General features: G+C 42.8%; 11 protein-coding genes. 1 reads left to right on the forward strand and 10 read right to left on the reverse strand.

The genetic code is table 11. The features are described from left to right. Positions 1-18: 18 nt before the first annotated feature. From ABD930_RS21715 to ABD930_RS21725, 3 genes are all read right to left on the reverse strand, one after another. Positions 19-1,203 (reverse strand): FecR family protein, encoded by a 1,185-nt coding sequence (locus tag ABD930_RS21715; RefSeq protein WP_345235387.1) that lies wholly within the window; start codon positions 1,201-1,203, stop codon positions 19-21. A 510-nt stretch (positions 1,204-1,713) separates the two neighbouring features. Beyond that, entirely contained in the window at positions 1,714-4,071 is a 2,358-nt protein-coding gene (locus ABD930_RS21720) for an alpha-L-rhamnosidase-related protein (RefSeq protein ID WP_345235390.1), read from the reverse strand. 96 nt (positions 4,072-4,167) lie between these two features. Then, the gene (locus ABD930_RS21725) at positions 4,168-4,764 is read right to left on the reverse strand and encodes an RNA polymerase sigma factor (RefSeq protein ID WP_345235392.1); all 597 of its coding nucleotides are present in this window, start codon (positions 4,762-4,764) and stop codon (positions 4,168-4,170) included. A gap of 484 nt (positions 4,765-5,248) precedes the next feature. Between ABD930_RS21725 and ABD930_RS21730 the strand changes: the two genes are divergently transcribed. After that, the gene (locus ABD930_RS21730) at positions 5,249-7,780 is read left to right on the forward strand and encodes a phosphocholine-specific phospholipase C (RefSeq protein WP_345235394.1); all 2,532 of its coding nucleotides are present in this window, start codon (positions 5,249-5,251) and stop codon (positions 7,778-7,780) included. A gap of 213 nt (positions 7,781-7,993) precedes the next feature. Here ABD930_RS21730 and ABD930_RS21735 read toward each other — a convergent pair whose 3' ends face one another. From ABD930_RS21735 to ABD930_RS21765, 7 genes are all read right to left on the reverse strand, one after another. Beyond that, complete coding sequence (locus ABD930_RS21735; RefSeq protein WP_345235397.1) at positions 7,994-8,593, reverse strand: Crp/Fnr family transcriptional regulator; 600 nt, start codon at positions 8,591-8,593, stop codon at positions 7,994-7,996. A 6-nt stretch (positions 8,594-8,599) separates the two neighbouring features. Further along, complete coding sequence (locus ABD930_RS21740; protein ID WP_345235399.1) at positions 8,600-9,823, reverse strand: MFS transporter; 1,224 nt, start codon at positions 9,821-9,823, stop codon at positions 8,600-8,602. A gap of 154 nt (positions 9,824-9,977) precedes the next feature. After that, complete coding sequence (locus ABD930_RS21745) at positions 9,978-10,622, reverse strand: response regulator (protein ID WP_345235402.1); 645 nt, start codon at positions 10,620-10,622, stop codon at positions 9,978-9,980. After that, positions 10,603-12,555, reverse strand: a complete 1,953-nt coding sequence (locus ABD930_RS21750) for a tetratricopeptide repeat-containing sensor histidine kinase (RefSeq protein ID WP_345235404.1) — start codon at positions 12,553-12,555, stop codon at positions 10,603-10,605. The genes ABD930_RS21745 and ABD930_RS21750 overlap by 20 nt, the downstream gene beginning before the upstream one ends. Before the next feature lie 81 nt (positions 12,556-12,636). Then, positions 12,637-13,608, reverse strand: coding sequence for a TolB family protein (locus tag ABD930_RS21755; protein ID WP_345235406.1), 972 nt, complete (start codon positions 13,606-13,608; stop codon positions 12,637-12,639). Positions 13,609-14,051: 443 nt separating this feature from the next. Then, positions 14,052-15,524, reverse strand: a complete 1,473-nt coding sequence (locus ABD930_RS21760; RefSeq protein ID WP_345235409.1) for a sulfatase family protein — start codon at positions 15,522-15,524, stop codon at positions 14,052-14,054. A 54-nt stretch (positions 15,525-15,578) separates the two neighbouring features. Next, on the reverse strand, positions 15,579-16,691 hold the full coding sequence (locus tag ABD930_RS21765) for a glycoside hydrolase family 88/105 protein (protein ID WP_345235411.1): 1,113 nt from the start codon (positions 16,689-16,691) through the stop codon (positions 15,579-15,581). Positions 16,692-16,765: the final 74 nt, after the last annotated feature.

The following is a 16,765-nucleotide window of genomic DNA, read 5'->3' on the forward strand; positions in this document are numbered from 1 at the left end:
TCGTTTTCATCATAGTATTCATTTATTAGGTAATACAATAATGTTATGCTTATCTTCTATTTGGATAGGAACTCCCGAAAGCTGCAAACCGTTCATGAGTTCAGCTAATGTGAGTTGCCGGTCGATTCTGCCGGTATATGTTTTTGAAGTTTTGGCTTTTATCTTGAAATCGACATTATACCATCTTGAAAGTTCGCGCAATACGTTCTCTAAATCGCTGTGGTAAAAAGCAAAGTATCCCTCTGTCCATGCCACAGACATCGCAGCATTGGTTAAATGCTTGACGTTAATTTCACCATTCGCCTGTTGTGTAGCCTCATCGCCAGGCTGTAATTTTAAGGCTTCTTGATTGGTGGACGCTTTTGTTAATAGACTAATACTTCCTGTTAACAACGTTGTCTTCACGCTTGGCTCGTCTGGATAAGCGCGTACATTAAAATGTGTGCCCAGCACCCGAATCGTCTGTCCGTGACAGGTTACTAAAAATGGCTTCTCCGGATGATGAGCCACTTCAAAATACGCCTCACCAGTAACACTAACTTCCCTTACCGTACCCTTAAATTGTGTCGGGTAGTGCAACGACGAAGCCGCATTTAGCCAAACTTTAGTACCATCAGCCAAGACTAATTGGTACTGCCCTCCCTTGGGTATGGTCATGGTATGATAAGCCACATCCTGACCATTAGCCTGATTTGCGGTATAGTTCAACAATCCTTTCTTTTCTTTTAAAAAGGTGTTCCCATGATCATCAAAAGTTCCATTGGCCACCTGGTCGACATCAATTTTACTACCATCGGCTAAGGTAATAATCGCCTTTTCATTACCTGGAGCCACATCTTTTGTGACGACCACTTTTTCAGCCATTGGCGTGAACAAATTCCGTTTCATCAGGGTGTGATGAAGGAAAAAAGCAGCGCCCAATACGAGGAACACCGCAGCAGCATATCGCCAGAATGAACGATAGTTACCTACCCGCCTCAGACCACTTTTTTTCTTTATATGCGCCAACATGCGTTCGGTTTCCTGTTCGGTAAAAAACGTATGCTGTGTTTGATGTTCATCAAACACCTTACGTAAAACCGTATTCAGCTCTTCTTCCGGATGATCTGCCCATAAACGGGAAAAGAACTCTTGCTCCTCTTCGGGAGTCATCGTTCCAGTCCTATATTTTTCAAACAGTGCAGTCAATCTGGATTTTTCCATTGGCAATCGTTAGCTATAAATAGTTTCCTGTACTAAAGACACAGCAAGTATAAAAAAGGGGTAATGAAAAAATGATCATCTATCAGTTCATTTTACACTAGTTATACCTGGCAGCCACATATGGTTGATTGTGGTATTAAAAGAACCTTTTAATTTTACTTTTTTTCACCGCGAAAAAAAGTAACAAAAAAAGCTCCCGCTGTACCCAGCAGCTACAACGGTAGTGCATCCTACTACATACCGCTACTGGCTAAGACGGTTTTTAGCAGAACGGAGATTTTCTGCCAAGCAGGTGGAAAGCATACATATAGTCTCCACCATTGAAAAAACAACCCATACGGCTCGTCCGGTTAAAAGCACCTGCTGTTGGTCTTCGAAAATGCCGCATATAAAATTTACAAGGTGCAATGGGAGGCACTACCGTTTTTGTAAATTTTGAAGCGGCGAGTTTCTTTGATACTTTCTTTGCGGAAAAGAAAGTATAGAATAAAGGTTCTATTTTTAAACCACTTAAATTACCCATGCATTATCACCGGCATGAACTTGGTATTCCTTCCCTTTCCACACGAAGATTCCCGACGTCTTTTCCGGTAAATTGATGGTAATTTTCCATTTTCCCTTATCCTGAATATAGGCTACCGCAATATTTCCTTCAGGATGAGGGATGGTACCTTTAGCATGGGTTAATGTTCCTAAATGCGGTTCAATTTTGATTTTATGGAAACCGGGAGCATCGCTGTCTATCCCTAACACCGTTCGGAAAAATTCAATATTCGGACTGCTACCCCAAGCGTGGCAATCCGAGCGACTGAATTCAATGTTTGAATCTTCTGTCCATGTAGTTAAACCCATGGCTATATTTTTACGCCATATATCCAGCCAATTCAGGTAATCGTTACCCAATCCCGCTTTTACCAAAGCCTGATGCAGGTAATATTTAAAGTATATCGTACATTGAGTGAGCGTGCTATCCGCTAATAAGCGTTTTCCTAAAGCAAGCTTATCAACCTGGCCTGCCACACCGGTAAGGATAGCAAGCGCATTAACATGTTGGGAGAAAAACGTTTTTTCTTCTGTATCGGCATATAACTGTTTTACCGGATCCCAGTATTTCCGTTGGATGGTCTGCTCCAGTTGGAGTGCTTTTTTATGATATAATGCTGCAAATGCTGTCATACCCATATGAGCTTCCATAGCAGCTGCCCATTGATAGGCCCAGAGCAATTGCAGATCGAAGATCGCCGAGCTGCCATCGGTACCTTTAGGCGGTGCGCCTACGGACCAGTTTTCCCCATTAGCCCAATCGACAAAAGTCCAGTAAGGAAGATGCTGCAAAGAGCCATCCTCTCCTTGATATTTACCAAAAAATTCAAGAATACCTCTCGCTCCACTAAGCTTATCCTGAATAAATCGATCATCGCCACGATACATCCAATAATCGTATAACATACCAATGTACCATAAAGAAAAGGTAGAAATTACCTGTGTGCTGTGGGTAGGATAACGACTTAAGGTTAGACCGTCAGACAGGCGTGCATGATCTATTAGGGTGATGGCATTCCTTGCCAAACGATCATCCGCGCTGTTATAATAGGTAATCATGGCCTGTACACGCGTGTCACCTATATATTGTAATTGTTCGTAATAGGGGCAATCCGTATAGGTCTCCCACGCATTGAGTCTAGCGGTACGCCAACCAATGTCCAATATCTTTTTTATTTCCGGATGATCACTCTCAAATGCAGCAGGCTCTTTAAAAGGATACCCCGTAAAAGTACCAAACAGGTCGTCAATAACGAGTGGTTCCTGCGCTGTCTTTACCTGTAATTGAATGTATCGATAGGTGCGAAAGTTGAGATTAGTATACAATTGGCCATCACTGCCATCAGCAATTAAACTATCTTTTCTACCGTGAAATAGTTTTCCTTCCACTTCATTTCGATTACCTTTTTTAGGGCCATAAGGGGTAAATTCATCCACCAGCGATTCGGCATAACGTATAGTGATAAAAGCATGCTTTCCTTTACTGAACTTGAGCGTAAGGTAAGCATTGGTTAAATAGGTTTGATCGAGGAGCAAGGTGGCAGTGGACTGGGCGGGTATTGTCAGCGGTGCTTTTTCCGCTGGAAATCCAGCCGGAACTTTAATCCCAGTCGCCTTACGCAAGGCCGGTATGCGCTGATACGTCAACTCCATTTGTGGAAGCGAAGAAGGGACTAACATCCAACCAAAACCGTCGGAAAGTCCTTTCGGTTGGCCGGCGAACAGACTATCCGCAAAAGACCAATTCCTATCGTCAAAATCCAAGGCCGTCCACCCTTTAACCGATTGGTTCATATCGACAAACTCACCCGTGCTGGCTGCAAAAAAGCCACTGATAGGCTGATAACCTTGATCGCGCATACATTTCCAACTTTTATTGGTATTGACTATCTCTTCCGCTTCTGTGTTACCCTGAACGATGAAGGCTGTCCGAAAACTGATTTGCGCCTCTGGCCGGAAGGCCGCCTCATTCCACACAACTGCCGAAACCATGTTTCCTCCTTCACTCAGGTAAGGAGCAAGATCAACCGTTTCGTAGTTCCAGTGATAGGTATCACCACGTGCAGGTCCCAGTGCAACCAAAGTTCCATTGACATACAATTTGAAACGGTTATCCGCTGAAACGTGTACTAGAAACGTTTTTGGTTTTGTTGACAAATCGATACGCTTCCGGAAATAATAAACACCATAGTGTTGTCCATCATCATTTGGAGCAGCAACCCAACCTGCATTCCATGACGATCGACTAGCTTCGACAACAGGGAATTGGGCATAACAAAACTTAATGGAGGGTAGAAAGAAGAATAATAAAAGGATAAATTTCATTGTATGTAGCCTATATCAGTAGTTCAGATTTTATATCTGGTTTTTTGGTTAAAGACACTGCTAATGGAAAAAAGGGGTAATATATACTGCTCTTTTCTAACGAAACCAGTTGCCTAGCAATAGCAGTAAGATAGGCTTATCGATATTCGTCGACAGGTAACTGCGTAAAAAGCGTAAGGCCAGCTTCATATGCTTTTTCACCGTTTCTGGCGATAAATTAAGAATACGAGCGATTTCTTCCTGTTTTAAGCGTTCTATTTTACTCATTCGGAACACCTTTTGCTGTTGCAGAGGGAGCTTTGTAATGGCTTCCTGTAACCTATGGTTGTATACTTCTATCGGATCTTCGGCAGCTGTTGTTTCCTCATAAGTTGGCGTATACTGTGCCCAAACGGCGTGCTTCAGCTTGTCATTCGCTATCTTTCGCAACGCATTCAGCGCTCTATTTCTAGTTAAGATAAAAAGATAATTTTTAATGGATGCAACTTGAGGTAACTCCCGTCTTTTTAGCCATACTTCGATAAATACCTCCTGCACTACCTCTTCAGCTAGTGTACGTGATGCTGTAAGTTGGTATGCAAAGGATCCCAATTGATGGTGATGGGCTGAAAAAAACAGCTCAAAAGCCCGCTCATTCCCATCAGCAATCAAAGCCAATAACTTCTCCTCCTCAGTACAAGATCGTATTACCACGGCCCATTAGGTTTACTCTAGGCTAAAATCTGAAAAAAAATCGATTTAGCAATAATTTTTTCCATGAAATTGTTTTAGCTTTAATAAAGAGAACATTGACCATTAGATTTTTCCATACGCACTACAGGTTAAAGTTCTACTTGCTAGATATTAAGACAAAGAGGGTACCAAATTATGTATAATTAGCAAATGAGTCCATAGTGAGTCCAATATGAGTCCAATATGAATCCATATTTAATATTGAAAATATGGATTGAATAGGTATAGTTATTAAATATATTATTCTTTAAAATAGGAGATAATGTCTACTTAGTATAGGATTAGTATAAAACGTAGTAGAGAGTAGTATAAACTCGAGATAAAGACAGATTAAGGTAAGATTGTAACAATTCGATTACCTTACACAAACTTAAGCTTAATTTTACTTTAAATATATTTAAAAAAGTTAAACTTGTCAAGACTAAAACAACGTATAATACTTATTATGGATACTAGAAGAGAATTTCTCCGAAAAACCATTTTACTTTCTGGGGCTACTGGATTAGTTAATGTGATGCCGGAAGCGATACAAAAGGCAATGGCTATTGATCCTGCTCCTGGAAGCACTTACCTCGATGCCGAACATGTTGTCATTTTGATGCAGGAGAATCGGTCTTTTGACCATGCATTTGGTACCTTATCAGGTGTTCGAGGCTTCAATGACCCCCGCGTGGTAACTTTACCCGATCAAAAGCCCGCATGGTTTCAAACCGACGCTTCAGGAAACACCTATGCCCCTTTTCGTTTAAACATCAAAGACAGCAAAATTACCTGGATGGGATCGCTCCCTCATTCCCGTGCCAGTCAGGTGGATGCTTATAATGAAGGGAAATACGACAAATGGTTACATGCCAAAAAATCGGGCAATAAGAAATATGCCGAGATGCCCCTTACATTAGGACATTACTCGCGCGAAGATCTCCCATTTAATTATGCTATGGCCGATGCTTTTACCGTATGCGATCAGAATTTCTGTTCGGCCATGACGAGCACTACACCCAACCGCTCTTTCTTTTGGACGGGAAACATTATGAGTACTGTTAACGGAATACCCAAAGCGAATATCCAAAATTCTGATTACGCTTATGGCAAGCGGGAATGGAAAACCTTTCCTGAATTGTTAGAAGAAAATGGTATTAGCTGGAGCTTTTATCAAAACGAGTTGAGCTCTGGAGGAGGTTATCAGGGTGAGGAACGTTCTTGGTTAGCCAACTTTGGCTGCAATTTGTTGGAATTCTTTGCCGCCTACAATGTCAAGTTCCGGGACCGCTATATTGCGAGCCTGCAACGGCAGGTGGATACACTTCCGGACGAAATCAACAAATTACAAGAAGAAAGCCCTTCTAGCGAAGAAAGGGCAAAAAAGATAAAAGAAAGTATTCTGGCCAAGCAAAAAGTTTTAGACGCCGCGCAGGCAGAACTACAACAATGGAGCAAAGCTAACTTTGAAAAATTAAGTGACAAGCAAAAAAGTCTACATCGCCGCGCTTTCGTTACCAACCAAGCCGACCCCAATTACCTTAGTCTGGATACCTTATCTTATGATGATAAGGGTGTTAAACGAGAATTAGCTGTTCCCAAGGGAGACTTATTGCACCAATTTCGAGAAGATGTAAATAACGGCAAACTGCCAACCGTTTCCTGGTTAGCAGGTCCGCAAAACTTTTCCGATCACCCTAGCGCACCTTGGTACGGCGCATGGTATGTTTCTGAAATATTGGACATCTTAACCAAAAACCCTGAGGTATGGAAAAAGACTATTTTCATTGTCACTTATGACGAGAATGACGGTTATTACGATCATATACCGCCATTTTCCATCCCAGATAATAATAAGCCTGACACGGGTAAGTGTTCGGCAGGTATCGAAACCGAAATTGAGCATGTGCGTTTAGCTAATGAACTCAAACTGGGAATTCCCAAAAAACAGGCTCGTGAAGCACCGGTAGGTCTAGGCTTTCGGGTACCAATGCTTATTGCCTCCCCCTGGAGTAGAGGAGGAAAAGTATGTTCACAAGTTTTTGACCATACTTCAACGTTACAATTTTTGGAAACTTTCGTGAATAAAAAGTTCGGCAAGAATCTGCATTTCGACAATATCAGTGCCTGGCGACGTACTATTTGTGGTAACCTCACGGCCGCATTCACCCCTTTTAATCCAAAAGATGAAAAATTGCCCTTCTTAGATCGGAATAAGTTTGTGGAAACGATTTACAATGCCAAGTTCAAGGAAGAACCAGGGAATTTTAAAGCAGTCAGCGATCAGGAAATTAACCAGGCTCAGCAATCAGGCTCTTTTGGCGCTTTAATGTCGCAGCAAGAGCCCGGCAAGCGCCCATCCTGTGCGCTTCCTTATCAGCTCTGTGCTGAAGGGCACCTACAGGCAACGAAAGATACTTTCAGCATCCGCATGAAAGCCGATCAAGCTGTCTTTGGCAAAGATGCCGCAGGATCGCCCTTTACCGTATATGCTCCTGTAGCCTATACCGACAAAGGTAAAACCGAAGTTTGCCGAAACTGGGCATTTGCGGTAAAAGCGGGTGATGAGATTCGCTATGAATGGCCTTTAAAAGCATTTGAAAAAGGCAATTACAACCTACAACTGCATGGACCGAATGGCTTTTTTCGGGAATTTACCGGTAATACCCAGGATCCACAGCTGAACGTTACCGTTTCACCCGCATTAAAACCCTTAACCAAAGTTCCAACAGGGAATATCGAAATAAATCTCGCTAATGAGGGAGATCAAGCGATAACAGTTGCTTTACATGATGTGAGCTATAAGAAAAAACAACTCGCGACGAAAGTCATTGCTCCCAACACAACCGAACGGATCATGATTGATCTTAAAGACACCTTTAACTGGTATGATTTCACCCTTACTGCAACAGGGAATAATACCTACCGGCAGCGGTTCGCCGGAAGAGTGGAAACCGGTAAAGAAAGCTTCACCGACCCGCTACTAGATCGGGCGTAGGGTTGTATAACGATTTAATAGCGCGGAACTCCGTTACTCATTGGGTTCCGCTACTGTTATTATATTCAAGGCATGTGTAATGATGAAGTTGTCTGTAAACCTTATCTTGATTGCTTTTTATTATTTCATCCTGACCTGGTAGTATTTTGGATTTTATTCCATCAATTTAGATCTGAATTATCATTCGAGTTCATCGTATTTTAATACCACTATCTACTTCGATAGATTCAGGATTTTTCTTTTCATTCTACTTAGGGTTTCAGGAGACATGTTTAAGTAGGAAGCGATAATTTTATTGGGTAGCCGTTGAACGACAGTGGGGTATTTGTGCAACAGCTCCCGGTAACGGTCTTCCGCATCTTTTGTTGTTTCCCGATGAAAGATTTCCAAGTTATTGATATAAGCATCGGAAAGGTAATCCCGAAAAAATTTCTCCCAAGCGGGAATAATACTCAGCAAATAATAAAAATCAGTCCGGCTGATCCGTAGTAATTGGGTATCTTCCATTGCCTGCAAATATTCAAAAGATGGTTGTTGGGTGATAAAACTGGCCAAGCCGGTGGCAAACATATGTTCAAAAGCCAGGTAACGAGTTACCTCTTGTCCGTCGTCCTTAATGAAGAAAATACGCAAACAACCATAACCAACAAAATTCATCCATTGGTTAGTTTCCCCAGCGCTTAAAATAATTTTATTCTTCTTGACCTCATACCACTTAAAATATTTCAAGATCAAATCCATTTGTTCTTGGTTGATCGTGATCGTCGCAGCAATGTTTTCTCTTAAGCGTTGGTATAGTGTCTCTTGTTTCATATTACATCAGTTTGGTTTTCGCAATTCCCAAAGGGCAAATAAGGCACTAACGAACACAGCACTGGCGCCAAATAAATACACATGCTGGTACTGACCATCTCCAGCGAGTAAGCCTGCCAATGGAGCCGTGATTGCCATTCCGATATCGAAGAAAGCATTGTATGCTGCCATAGCAATCCCACGGTTTTCTGGTGTAACCTTTTTGATGGCGATCTGTCCGAAAGAAGGGAACACGAGGGATAATCCTGCTCCAGTGAGTGCTGCTCCAACGATGGTGAGATAGGAAGAAAATCCACCCCATACCAATAACTGTCCGGAAAGTTCGACTAAAAGACTAATAAAAGCAACTTTTGCTCCTCCGTATTTATCGGGGGCACCCGCTAAGAATAGGCGCACGATAATGTAGCTGGCGCCAAAAGAAGTAAGCGCCAAAGAACCACCTTGCCAACTGTGCTGAATAAAATATAAGGAAATAAAAGAGGCAATACCGCCAAAGCCTATGCTAGCTAAGGCTAAACCTGCACCGGACCGCCAAATGAGATAGATTGCTTTATAAAAGGGAATCTGTGTTGCTTTTTTGGGTAGTGCCACTTCGGGAAGTAAGCGCATGATGAGATAAGCAACCATAGGCAGTACGATAGTAAGGGTAAAGACAAGTGCCAAATTGGTGTAACCTAAAATAGCCATACCGATCGGTGCTCCACAGGCCATCCCTCCATACATGCCCATTCCATTCCAAACCATAATTTTCCCCGTATGGGCAGAACCGACGAGCTTGAACCCCCAAGCAAAAATACCGATTACCAGTAAACTTTCGCCTATGCCTAATACAATACGTGCTATGATTAATCCTATGATACAGGCTACGCCATAAGAAGCCCACATACCAGATAACAGTAACAGTACACCAGACAGCCCGCTTAAGAGCAATCCATAGTTGACAGCCTTTTTCCCTCCAGCACTGTCTGCAAGGTTACCTGAAAATTGCCGAGCACAGAGCGTAGCGACATATTGAGCGCCAATAACCACGCCAACCCAAAAATTACTAAATCCCAACGTTTCGTGCACAAAGGTAGGTAGCACTCCTAGGGATATGCCCATGATTAAAAATTCAATGAAAACAATAGAAAATATATTAATGTATATTCTCAGCAGCTGTTGAGGTTGTTTAACGGTAACTATCGGTTCTTTGATTTCGGGTATTTCTTCGATGATATCTACATTATTCATATGTCGAATTTTCCGACAAAGGTAATATCCGCAGCGGTAGTAATTATTGATTTAAGTCATGGAATTTGAAACACATACCCATACAAGTTCAGTCGCAAGTCGGGTATACGGAGTAGGCAAAGCCTACTCCGTATACTTAGCGTGTCTTTTCCCATTAGGGTATCAATCCCAATTCCATCGCTTTTTTTATGAGCACTACCGCGTTTGGAACCTCAAATTTTTGCAATAGGTTATATCGGTGGCTTTCCACGGTTTGTACGCTGATAAATAACTTGGCGGCAATAGCTGAAGTAGTAAGCCCCTCACCTATCCAGTAGAGAACCTCTTTTTCCCGTGAGGTAAGACGGGGCGGCCCTTGCGACCTATCTGGGGAGGAAAAGACGATATGCCGAACCTCTTCACTTAAGACACACTGCCCTTGCATAACTTGGTCAATGGCATTTTTCAGATCATGCAAAGAAGCATTTTTCAAGAGATAACCATTTGCTCCATTACTTAGCATTTTATGAATAATATCTCGCTCAGTATGATTGCTCAATCCGATGATTTTAATCTGTTTATTCATACCGTGAATGGCATTACATAGGTCAACACCAGACATGCTACCTGGCAAACTGATGTCGAGCAAAACGATATCCACATACTGTTGCTGCAGGAAGTTTAGTGCTTCCTGTCCGGTGTTAAAAGTGCCAAGCACTTGTACATTTTCGATTTTCTGCAATACACTTAGTAGTCCTTCGATAAAGATACTATGATCTTCTACCAATGCAATACTGACCTTATTCGTTTCCTGTGACATTGATTTCAATATTAATGATCGTACCTCTTCCCGCTTGTGTATCCAATTCCATCTTTCCCTGCAAATAGGCTACGCGAGCCCGGATGTTCGCTAATCCTAGTCCTTCCTCATGATGTTGTCCCACTACGGTCATTCCCTTTCCATTGTCTTCTATCGTGATATAAAACCGTTGTCCGCGCCCGCTGCACTGCAAAAATATATCTGTTGCACCGGAATGTCGCACTGCGTTCGCCAATAACTCCTGTACGATTCGATAAATATCCACTTTTTCTTGATGGATGATGTTTTCCGGAATATTCAGAAATTCATAGTCGACATGCATCTTGTCATTGTCCAGCCATTTACAAAGATCTTCCAGTGCACGAGCCAATCCAGAGCGAAGCAAGACCTCCGGTATCATATTACGCGCAATCCGTCTGAGCTCATGAACCGAAGCATCCAGCTGGCCAATTACTTTTTCCAAGTCTTTCTGCGGTTCTCCATTTTGGTTATGACTAACGGCCGATAAATTGAGTTTCACTCCCGCTAGCATACCTCCCAAACCATCGTGGAGATCCCGTGCTACGCGTTTTCGTTCTCGTTCTTCACCTTCCAGTTGAGCACGTGCAATCTGTATTTCCTGCTGCTGCTGCAGTGTGTGTAGACGTTGTTCTTCCCGCTTTTTTCGTTGCCGGTAAACATATATTAGAAAAATCACCAATAAGACAACCAGTCCTGTGCCAAAATACAGCAATAATTGCTGCAGCTGATTCCGGTTTTGCAATTGCAGCAACTTTTTTTCATGTGCTGCAACCTGATATTTAGCCTCCAAATCAGCTATTTCCCGACCTGTTTTCTCCGCAAAAAAAATATCTGAAAGTTGCGTATATTCCGTGAGCTTTCCGAAAGCCGATTGATAATTTCCCAAGGCTGCCTCTGTTTGTGCCAGCTCAAATAAAATCGTTCGACCATTTTGCATAAGCGGATATTTCTTATATCCTATATACACTTCCTCAAGTGCTTGTTTAGCCATATCCAGTTTACCTTGACGCTTATAAACTTCATAACGTTCATATTGAATACTCAGCACATCATAGGGACGTTGCTGCTGCTTAGCGAGCATTAACCCTTTATCCAAGCTTGCCATCGCTTCCCGCCATAGCTGCATGCGGGTATGGAACATCCCTTGAACCAGATAATAAAGAGGTAAATATGAGGAATCCTGGGTGGAAGTTAATATCTTAAACGCCTTTTTCAGTGGTATATCTGCAGAATCGGCATGCTCTTTTAAGACATAGCTTTTGGCCTGATTAATATAGCATTCTGCCAATACCGGTTTGTTGCTGTATTGGTTTTTGTGAAGAACAGTGATGGCTTTTTCATAATAGTAGCCCGCTTTTTCATAGTCTTTGTAGTTCATGAAGACCGATCCGAGATCCATAAAATTCCATGCTACCCGCTCTCCATCTTCAGCGGCTTCGGCAAAGGGGATCGCTTTGGTTAACAGAATATTGACAAAGGCTTTACTGTTGTCATTACGCTGTTCGAGTGCACCATAGTTATGCCAGGCACGCGATCGGTATTGCATGATATCCTTACCTTTAAAACGTTGCAACATACGATCAGCCGTTAGGTATTCTTGCTGACTTTTCTTATTATCGTAGTTAAAATAAGATCCCGCAAGATAAAAATGTGCCAACCCGCGAAGAACGGATTTATCTGCGGTATAGGTAAACGACTCCGTTGCATACTTCACGGCTAACGTACTATCCCGTTCCGACCAGTAGTCGGCCAACAGAAATAAGGCTCGCGCCTTAACGCTATCCTGTTTAGCTTGATGCAGTACGTTCAGTAAGCTATCGGGATAACGATCCGATTTTGCTTGACTGGCTGCAATTGAATGAACATTTGCCAGCAGGAGAAGTATCCATAAAATAGGTGTAAAGCTTTTCAAGTTGTTGAACCCTAAAAAAAATAAAAATACAAGTATTCCTACAATTTCGCGAAGGTTATCAATCTTTAGTAAATCGCAGGTTTATTGCCGCCAAACAAAATCTCCTACAATGGTCATTCCCAATCCTCTGGAATCTTCGTCTCCGCGGGCCCTTGGATGAATAACCCGCTTATCTTCGCCGGGATATACTTTATAAACCTCGCCATCTGCCGGAATGATACAGAGATGGTATGCATTATCGGAAGAACCGGCTATCTCAGGCGCCCGGGCGTTCGCTTTCATAGCAATATATTTACTATCTGGTGAAAAACAAGGTGAAAATTCGTCTTGGTTACTTTCGGTGACCGCGTGAAAATCACTTCCATCGGCATTCATCAGCCAAATATGGTTACCGGCCGGTACAACAATTTTCTTGCCATCAGGACTAGCATCAGCATATCCTCTCCAATCAGAAAAAGGAATATCCCGAACTTTAGTTGCCCTACCAAAATCGTTGGAAGTACGCCAAAGTCCGCCATCTTTTTTAAATAGAATGGTGCCACCCGGTTCCCAACATATCGGATCAAGGTATTCGAATTCATGGGTGTTACCATATCCAGAAATATTGCGGAGTACGTGGCCTGTATTTACATCCAATATGACGAGCCCATCCCTTAAGGTAGGCCTAAGGGCTAGCTTACTCCCGTCGGGCGAAATATAAGGCAGCCCCCCATTGTTATCGTTTGGCTCATAAAACAGCTCTTTTATCGTTGAGCCATCCGCTGTATTAAAGAAAATATACCGCGTGTCATAACTTGATTCGTTTACTTCTTTAACTCCCTTCTTTCCATCCCAACTAATGTCCCAACCAGCGCTCAACCAATTTGGAATCACGCTCGACAATATACCGGTAGTAAGGTCAAACTTCGTGATGCCTTCTGTACCCTGTTTAATGAAAATATTCCCCGAGCCATAATGGCCATTGTCTGGATTCACTTCATCCGGATTACTTTTGCTACAGGCGTTTAACATCATCATGGCTACTACGGTCCATAATAGTTGTTTCCTTTTCATCTGTTTACTTTTTGTTGTTGTTTGCTCTATTTTGAGTTTATCGCCGATCCAGACCTTCACAAAATAAGGGGGTAAGCATTATTGTCGCCATACAAAATCGCCAACCATAACCATTCTCAGCCCTCGCGGGTCGGTGGTACTTCCTTTTATGGGATGAATGACACGATCGTTTTTGCCAAACAAAGTAAGGCGTTTGGACAAAACGAGGCAATTGGGGAAAACGCTGCTTTTTTGCTAAGGGTTTTCCCTGAGATTCGGGTATCATACAAACAGCGCATAATCATCAAAAGCCACCGATTGAAAAAGAAATTCCCTGATTCCATCGCCATTTACGAGTTGAGACACGATAACAGCGGTAGTTAAGAAAAAACGTTATGCGCTTATTCAATAGGAAATATGTAAATATTTTCCGTTCAAACATCCATATTCACGGGATAAGTATGCTATGGATGTTTCGGTATCTCTCCATAGAAAGGATAGTTATCAAAAGGTTCTATGGTTTCCGTTACAGGATCTTTTGTATGCTTCCTCCACTTCAGCAGACGCGTTGCCAGCTCCTGCCGAACTTTAGCATAGCTTGCGTCTTTCGCCAGATTTTCCAACTGATCAGGATCCTTTTCCAAGTCATACAGCTCCTCCGCTGGTCTTTTGTCCAAACTCCATAAGCGTAGCTTTTCGTAGGCTGGGTCGTCTTTATTTTCCAGCAGCAGTTTCTTTGTCTGCCCATCGTCTATGTCCCCATAGAATCGGTTTGATTCAGGGTTCTCCGGATCTCCTGCTGGCCAGCGTTCCGGGCGCAGGTTATTGATATACAGGAAGCGATCTGTCCGGATTGCCCGCATCGGATAGCCCAAGTTATCTGCTCGCACATAGGCATGCCTTTCCCGTTCGCTGAAAATTTCGGCACGCGGATGTTTACTTTTGCCTGTTTCAAGCAAAGCTAAGAGGGATTGGCCTTCCATAGATTTGGGTGTTTCTATACCTGCCACCGAGAGGAAAGTAGGAGCTAGGTCTACCAGGCTGACCATTTCGCTGGTCCTTTTTCCTTTCATAAAATGTCTGCCCCACCGCATGATAAGCGGTATATTGGTGCTCCTGTCATATGCATTTGCTTTGACTCTTGGAAACGGCATTCCATTATCACTCGTGATTACAATCAACGTTTCATCATAGATTCCTTTTTCCTTGAGCAGGGCTATGGCCTTTTCTATCGTCTGATCAAAACGTTTCGACTCTGCGTAATAGTCGAGAAAATCCTCCTGTACCCCGTTATTATCTGGTAGCCAGACCGGTACCTTTACCTTCATCGAATCAATACCCAGACTACCCTTGAGCGACGCGCTGTAAGGTCTATGCGGATCATGGCTGCCGATCCAGAAACAAAAAGGAACGTCCGCCGGCTGATCCTGCATGAAATTTTCGAAATTTTTGTAGGACTTGCCTGCAGGATTTTCGGTATACCCCCCTTTCTGAAAGTTTCCAGGACCCCAGCCTTTGCCCTGCAGGCCTACCCGGTACCCATTTTCCGCTAAGATACGGGCGTAATTCTCGTATTTCAGGGGCAGCGTTCCATGCAAGTTGCCCCCTTCGGTCAGTTGATGGGGGTATTTTCCAGTCAAGATACTCGCTCGGGAGGGAGTACAGGAAGAAGCCGTGCAGTAAGCACGTTCAAAGACCACGCCGTCTTTGGCCACGCCATCCATACCTGGAGTAGTAATGGTGCTGTCACCGTAAAGCGGTAAGGTCTTGGAAAGATCATCCGCAATAATCAGTAGGATATTTGGTTTTTTATTTTGGCCGCTGCTAACCATTGTTGTTGACGGGGCATCTTGTTGGTTCTGCGATTCCTGCCCGAAAGCGTACGAAGTACCGCAGAAAGATAGGATGATTAAGCAGATTCTAATGGGATGTATCATGTTAATATCTTTTAGCTCTCTTTCAAATATGTCTTGCAGTATAAAATTTACTGTTTACTTTGTTACATTTTCCAAAAGTGCAGCAACGCACCAGAGATAGGGGGCTTGTCCGTGATAGTCTCCTACATGGCGTGGCCGATCATAATAGTACTGCTTATCGTTCTTTTTATTGGTTCCAACGCATACTTCCGATACAGCCCCCGCTTCGTTAACATATTTTACCATCGCCAGCCAAGCTTTCCGAGCAAAAGGGCCATATTGCTTGGCATTTAACCAGCCATGCTTAACGCCTGTAATCATGGCGTAAGCAAACATCGCCGATCCAGATGTTTCTGGCCAACAGTCTGATTCATTGATCAGCTGATTCCACATACCGCTAGCAGCTTGATATTTTTTCAGGCTTTTCATCATGGTAAGGTAGCCTTTGAGTATGCGTGGCCGATCTTTATGATCTTCAGGTAAGCAACGGAGTAATTCCGTCATTCCTGCGGCCATCCAGCCATTTCCTCTTCCCCAATAATAAGGAACATCAGGTGCATGGTAGAAAAGGCCGTTCGGGCGTTGCAGTTCATCGAGGTAAAGCACCATTTCTCTCGCTACCCGATCAATATATTTGATATCGCCGGTTACCGTATAAGCTTGTGTCTGCACGATAGGAATCATATACATATCATCAATCCACAGGCGTGTTTGCCAAGAATACCCTTTATCTGCCCATTCTTTTTGTTCCGGTTTCGCATTTTGGGGCACTTCCCACTGGGAATCTGCATAAGGTAATCCCAATTCGAGGTAGCGCTTTTCTTTAGTTATTTGATAGAGTTCTAGGGGCAAACTACCAAACATGTTCAGATCCACATGGTTTTTGATGGGCAGTAATGCTTTTTCTGTCGTAAATAGTGGCTCAAATCTGTTTTGCAATTGTTTAAGCAGCTCTTGGTCTTTTGTTAACGTTGCAAACTTCAGTGCACCATTCCAGTAAAAAGTTTCCGGATAGCTTATCCATTTCCCTGCATGAAGGGCATGTTTCGCATCGATAAAGCGGTATGCGATTTTTTTGCCAACTTCTTGTGGTGTATAGCCGTTAGGGAAATCAGTTAACAGATTCGTTTGAGCAAATAAATGCTGAAAAGGAAGGAAGAGTAACCAAACTACTATTTTTTTAAACATAACAATCATTTATTTAAGTAAACAGAATTGAACGTATTCTTGTTGAGTTCGCACTCAATCTTCACCACATTGAC

The sequence above is a fragment of the Olivibacter ginsenosidimutans genome, from assembly GCF_039542865.1.
GTDB classification, from domain to species: Bacteria; Bacteroidota; Bacteroidia; order Sphingobacteriales; family Sphingobacteriaceae; genus Olivibacter; species Olivibacter ginsenosidimutans.

Coding starts and splice junctions, on each gene's coding strand:
- ABD930_RS21715 (WP_345235387.1), bottom strand. CDS start 1,203: ATGGAAAAATCCAGATTGACTGCACTGTTTGAAAAATATAGGACTGGA.
- ABD930_RS21720 (WP_345235390.1), bottom strand. CDS start 4,071: ATGAAATTTATCCTTTTATTATTCTTCTTTCTACCCTCCATTAAGTTT.
- ABD930_RS21730 (WP_345235394.1), top strand. CDS start 5,249: ATGGATACTAGAAGAGAATTTCTCCGAAAAACCATTTTACTTTCTGGG.
- ABD930_RS21735 (WP_345235397.1), bottom strand. CDS start 8,593: ATGAAACAAGAGACACTATACCAACGCTTAAGAGAAAACATTGCTGCG.
- ABD930_RS21740 (WP_345235399.1), bottom strand. CDS start 9,823: ATGAATAATGTAGATATCATCGAAGAAATACCCGAAATCAAAGAACCG.
- ABD930_RS21745 (WP_345235402.1), bottom strand. CDS start 10,622: ATGTCACAGGAAACGAATAAGGTCAGTATTGCATTGGTAGAAGATCAT.
- ABD930_RS21755 (WP_345235406.1), bottom strand. CDS start 13,608: ATGAAAAGGAAACAACTATTATGGACCGTAGTAGCCATGATGATGTTA.
- ABD930_RS21760 (WP_345235409.1), bottom strand. CDS start 15,524: ATGATACATCCCATTAGAATCTGCTTAATCATCCTATCTTTCTGCGGT.
- ABD930_RS21765 (WP_345235411.1), bottom strand. CDS start 16,691: ATGTTTAAAAAAATAGTAGTTTGGTTACTCTTCCTTCCTTTTCAGCAT.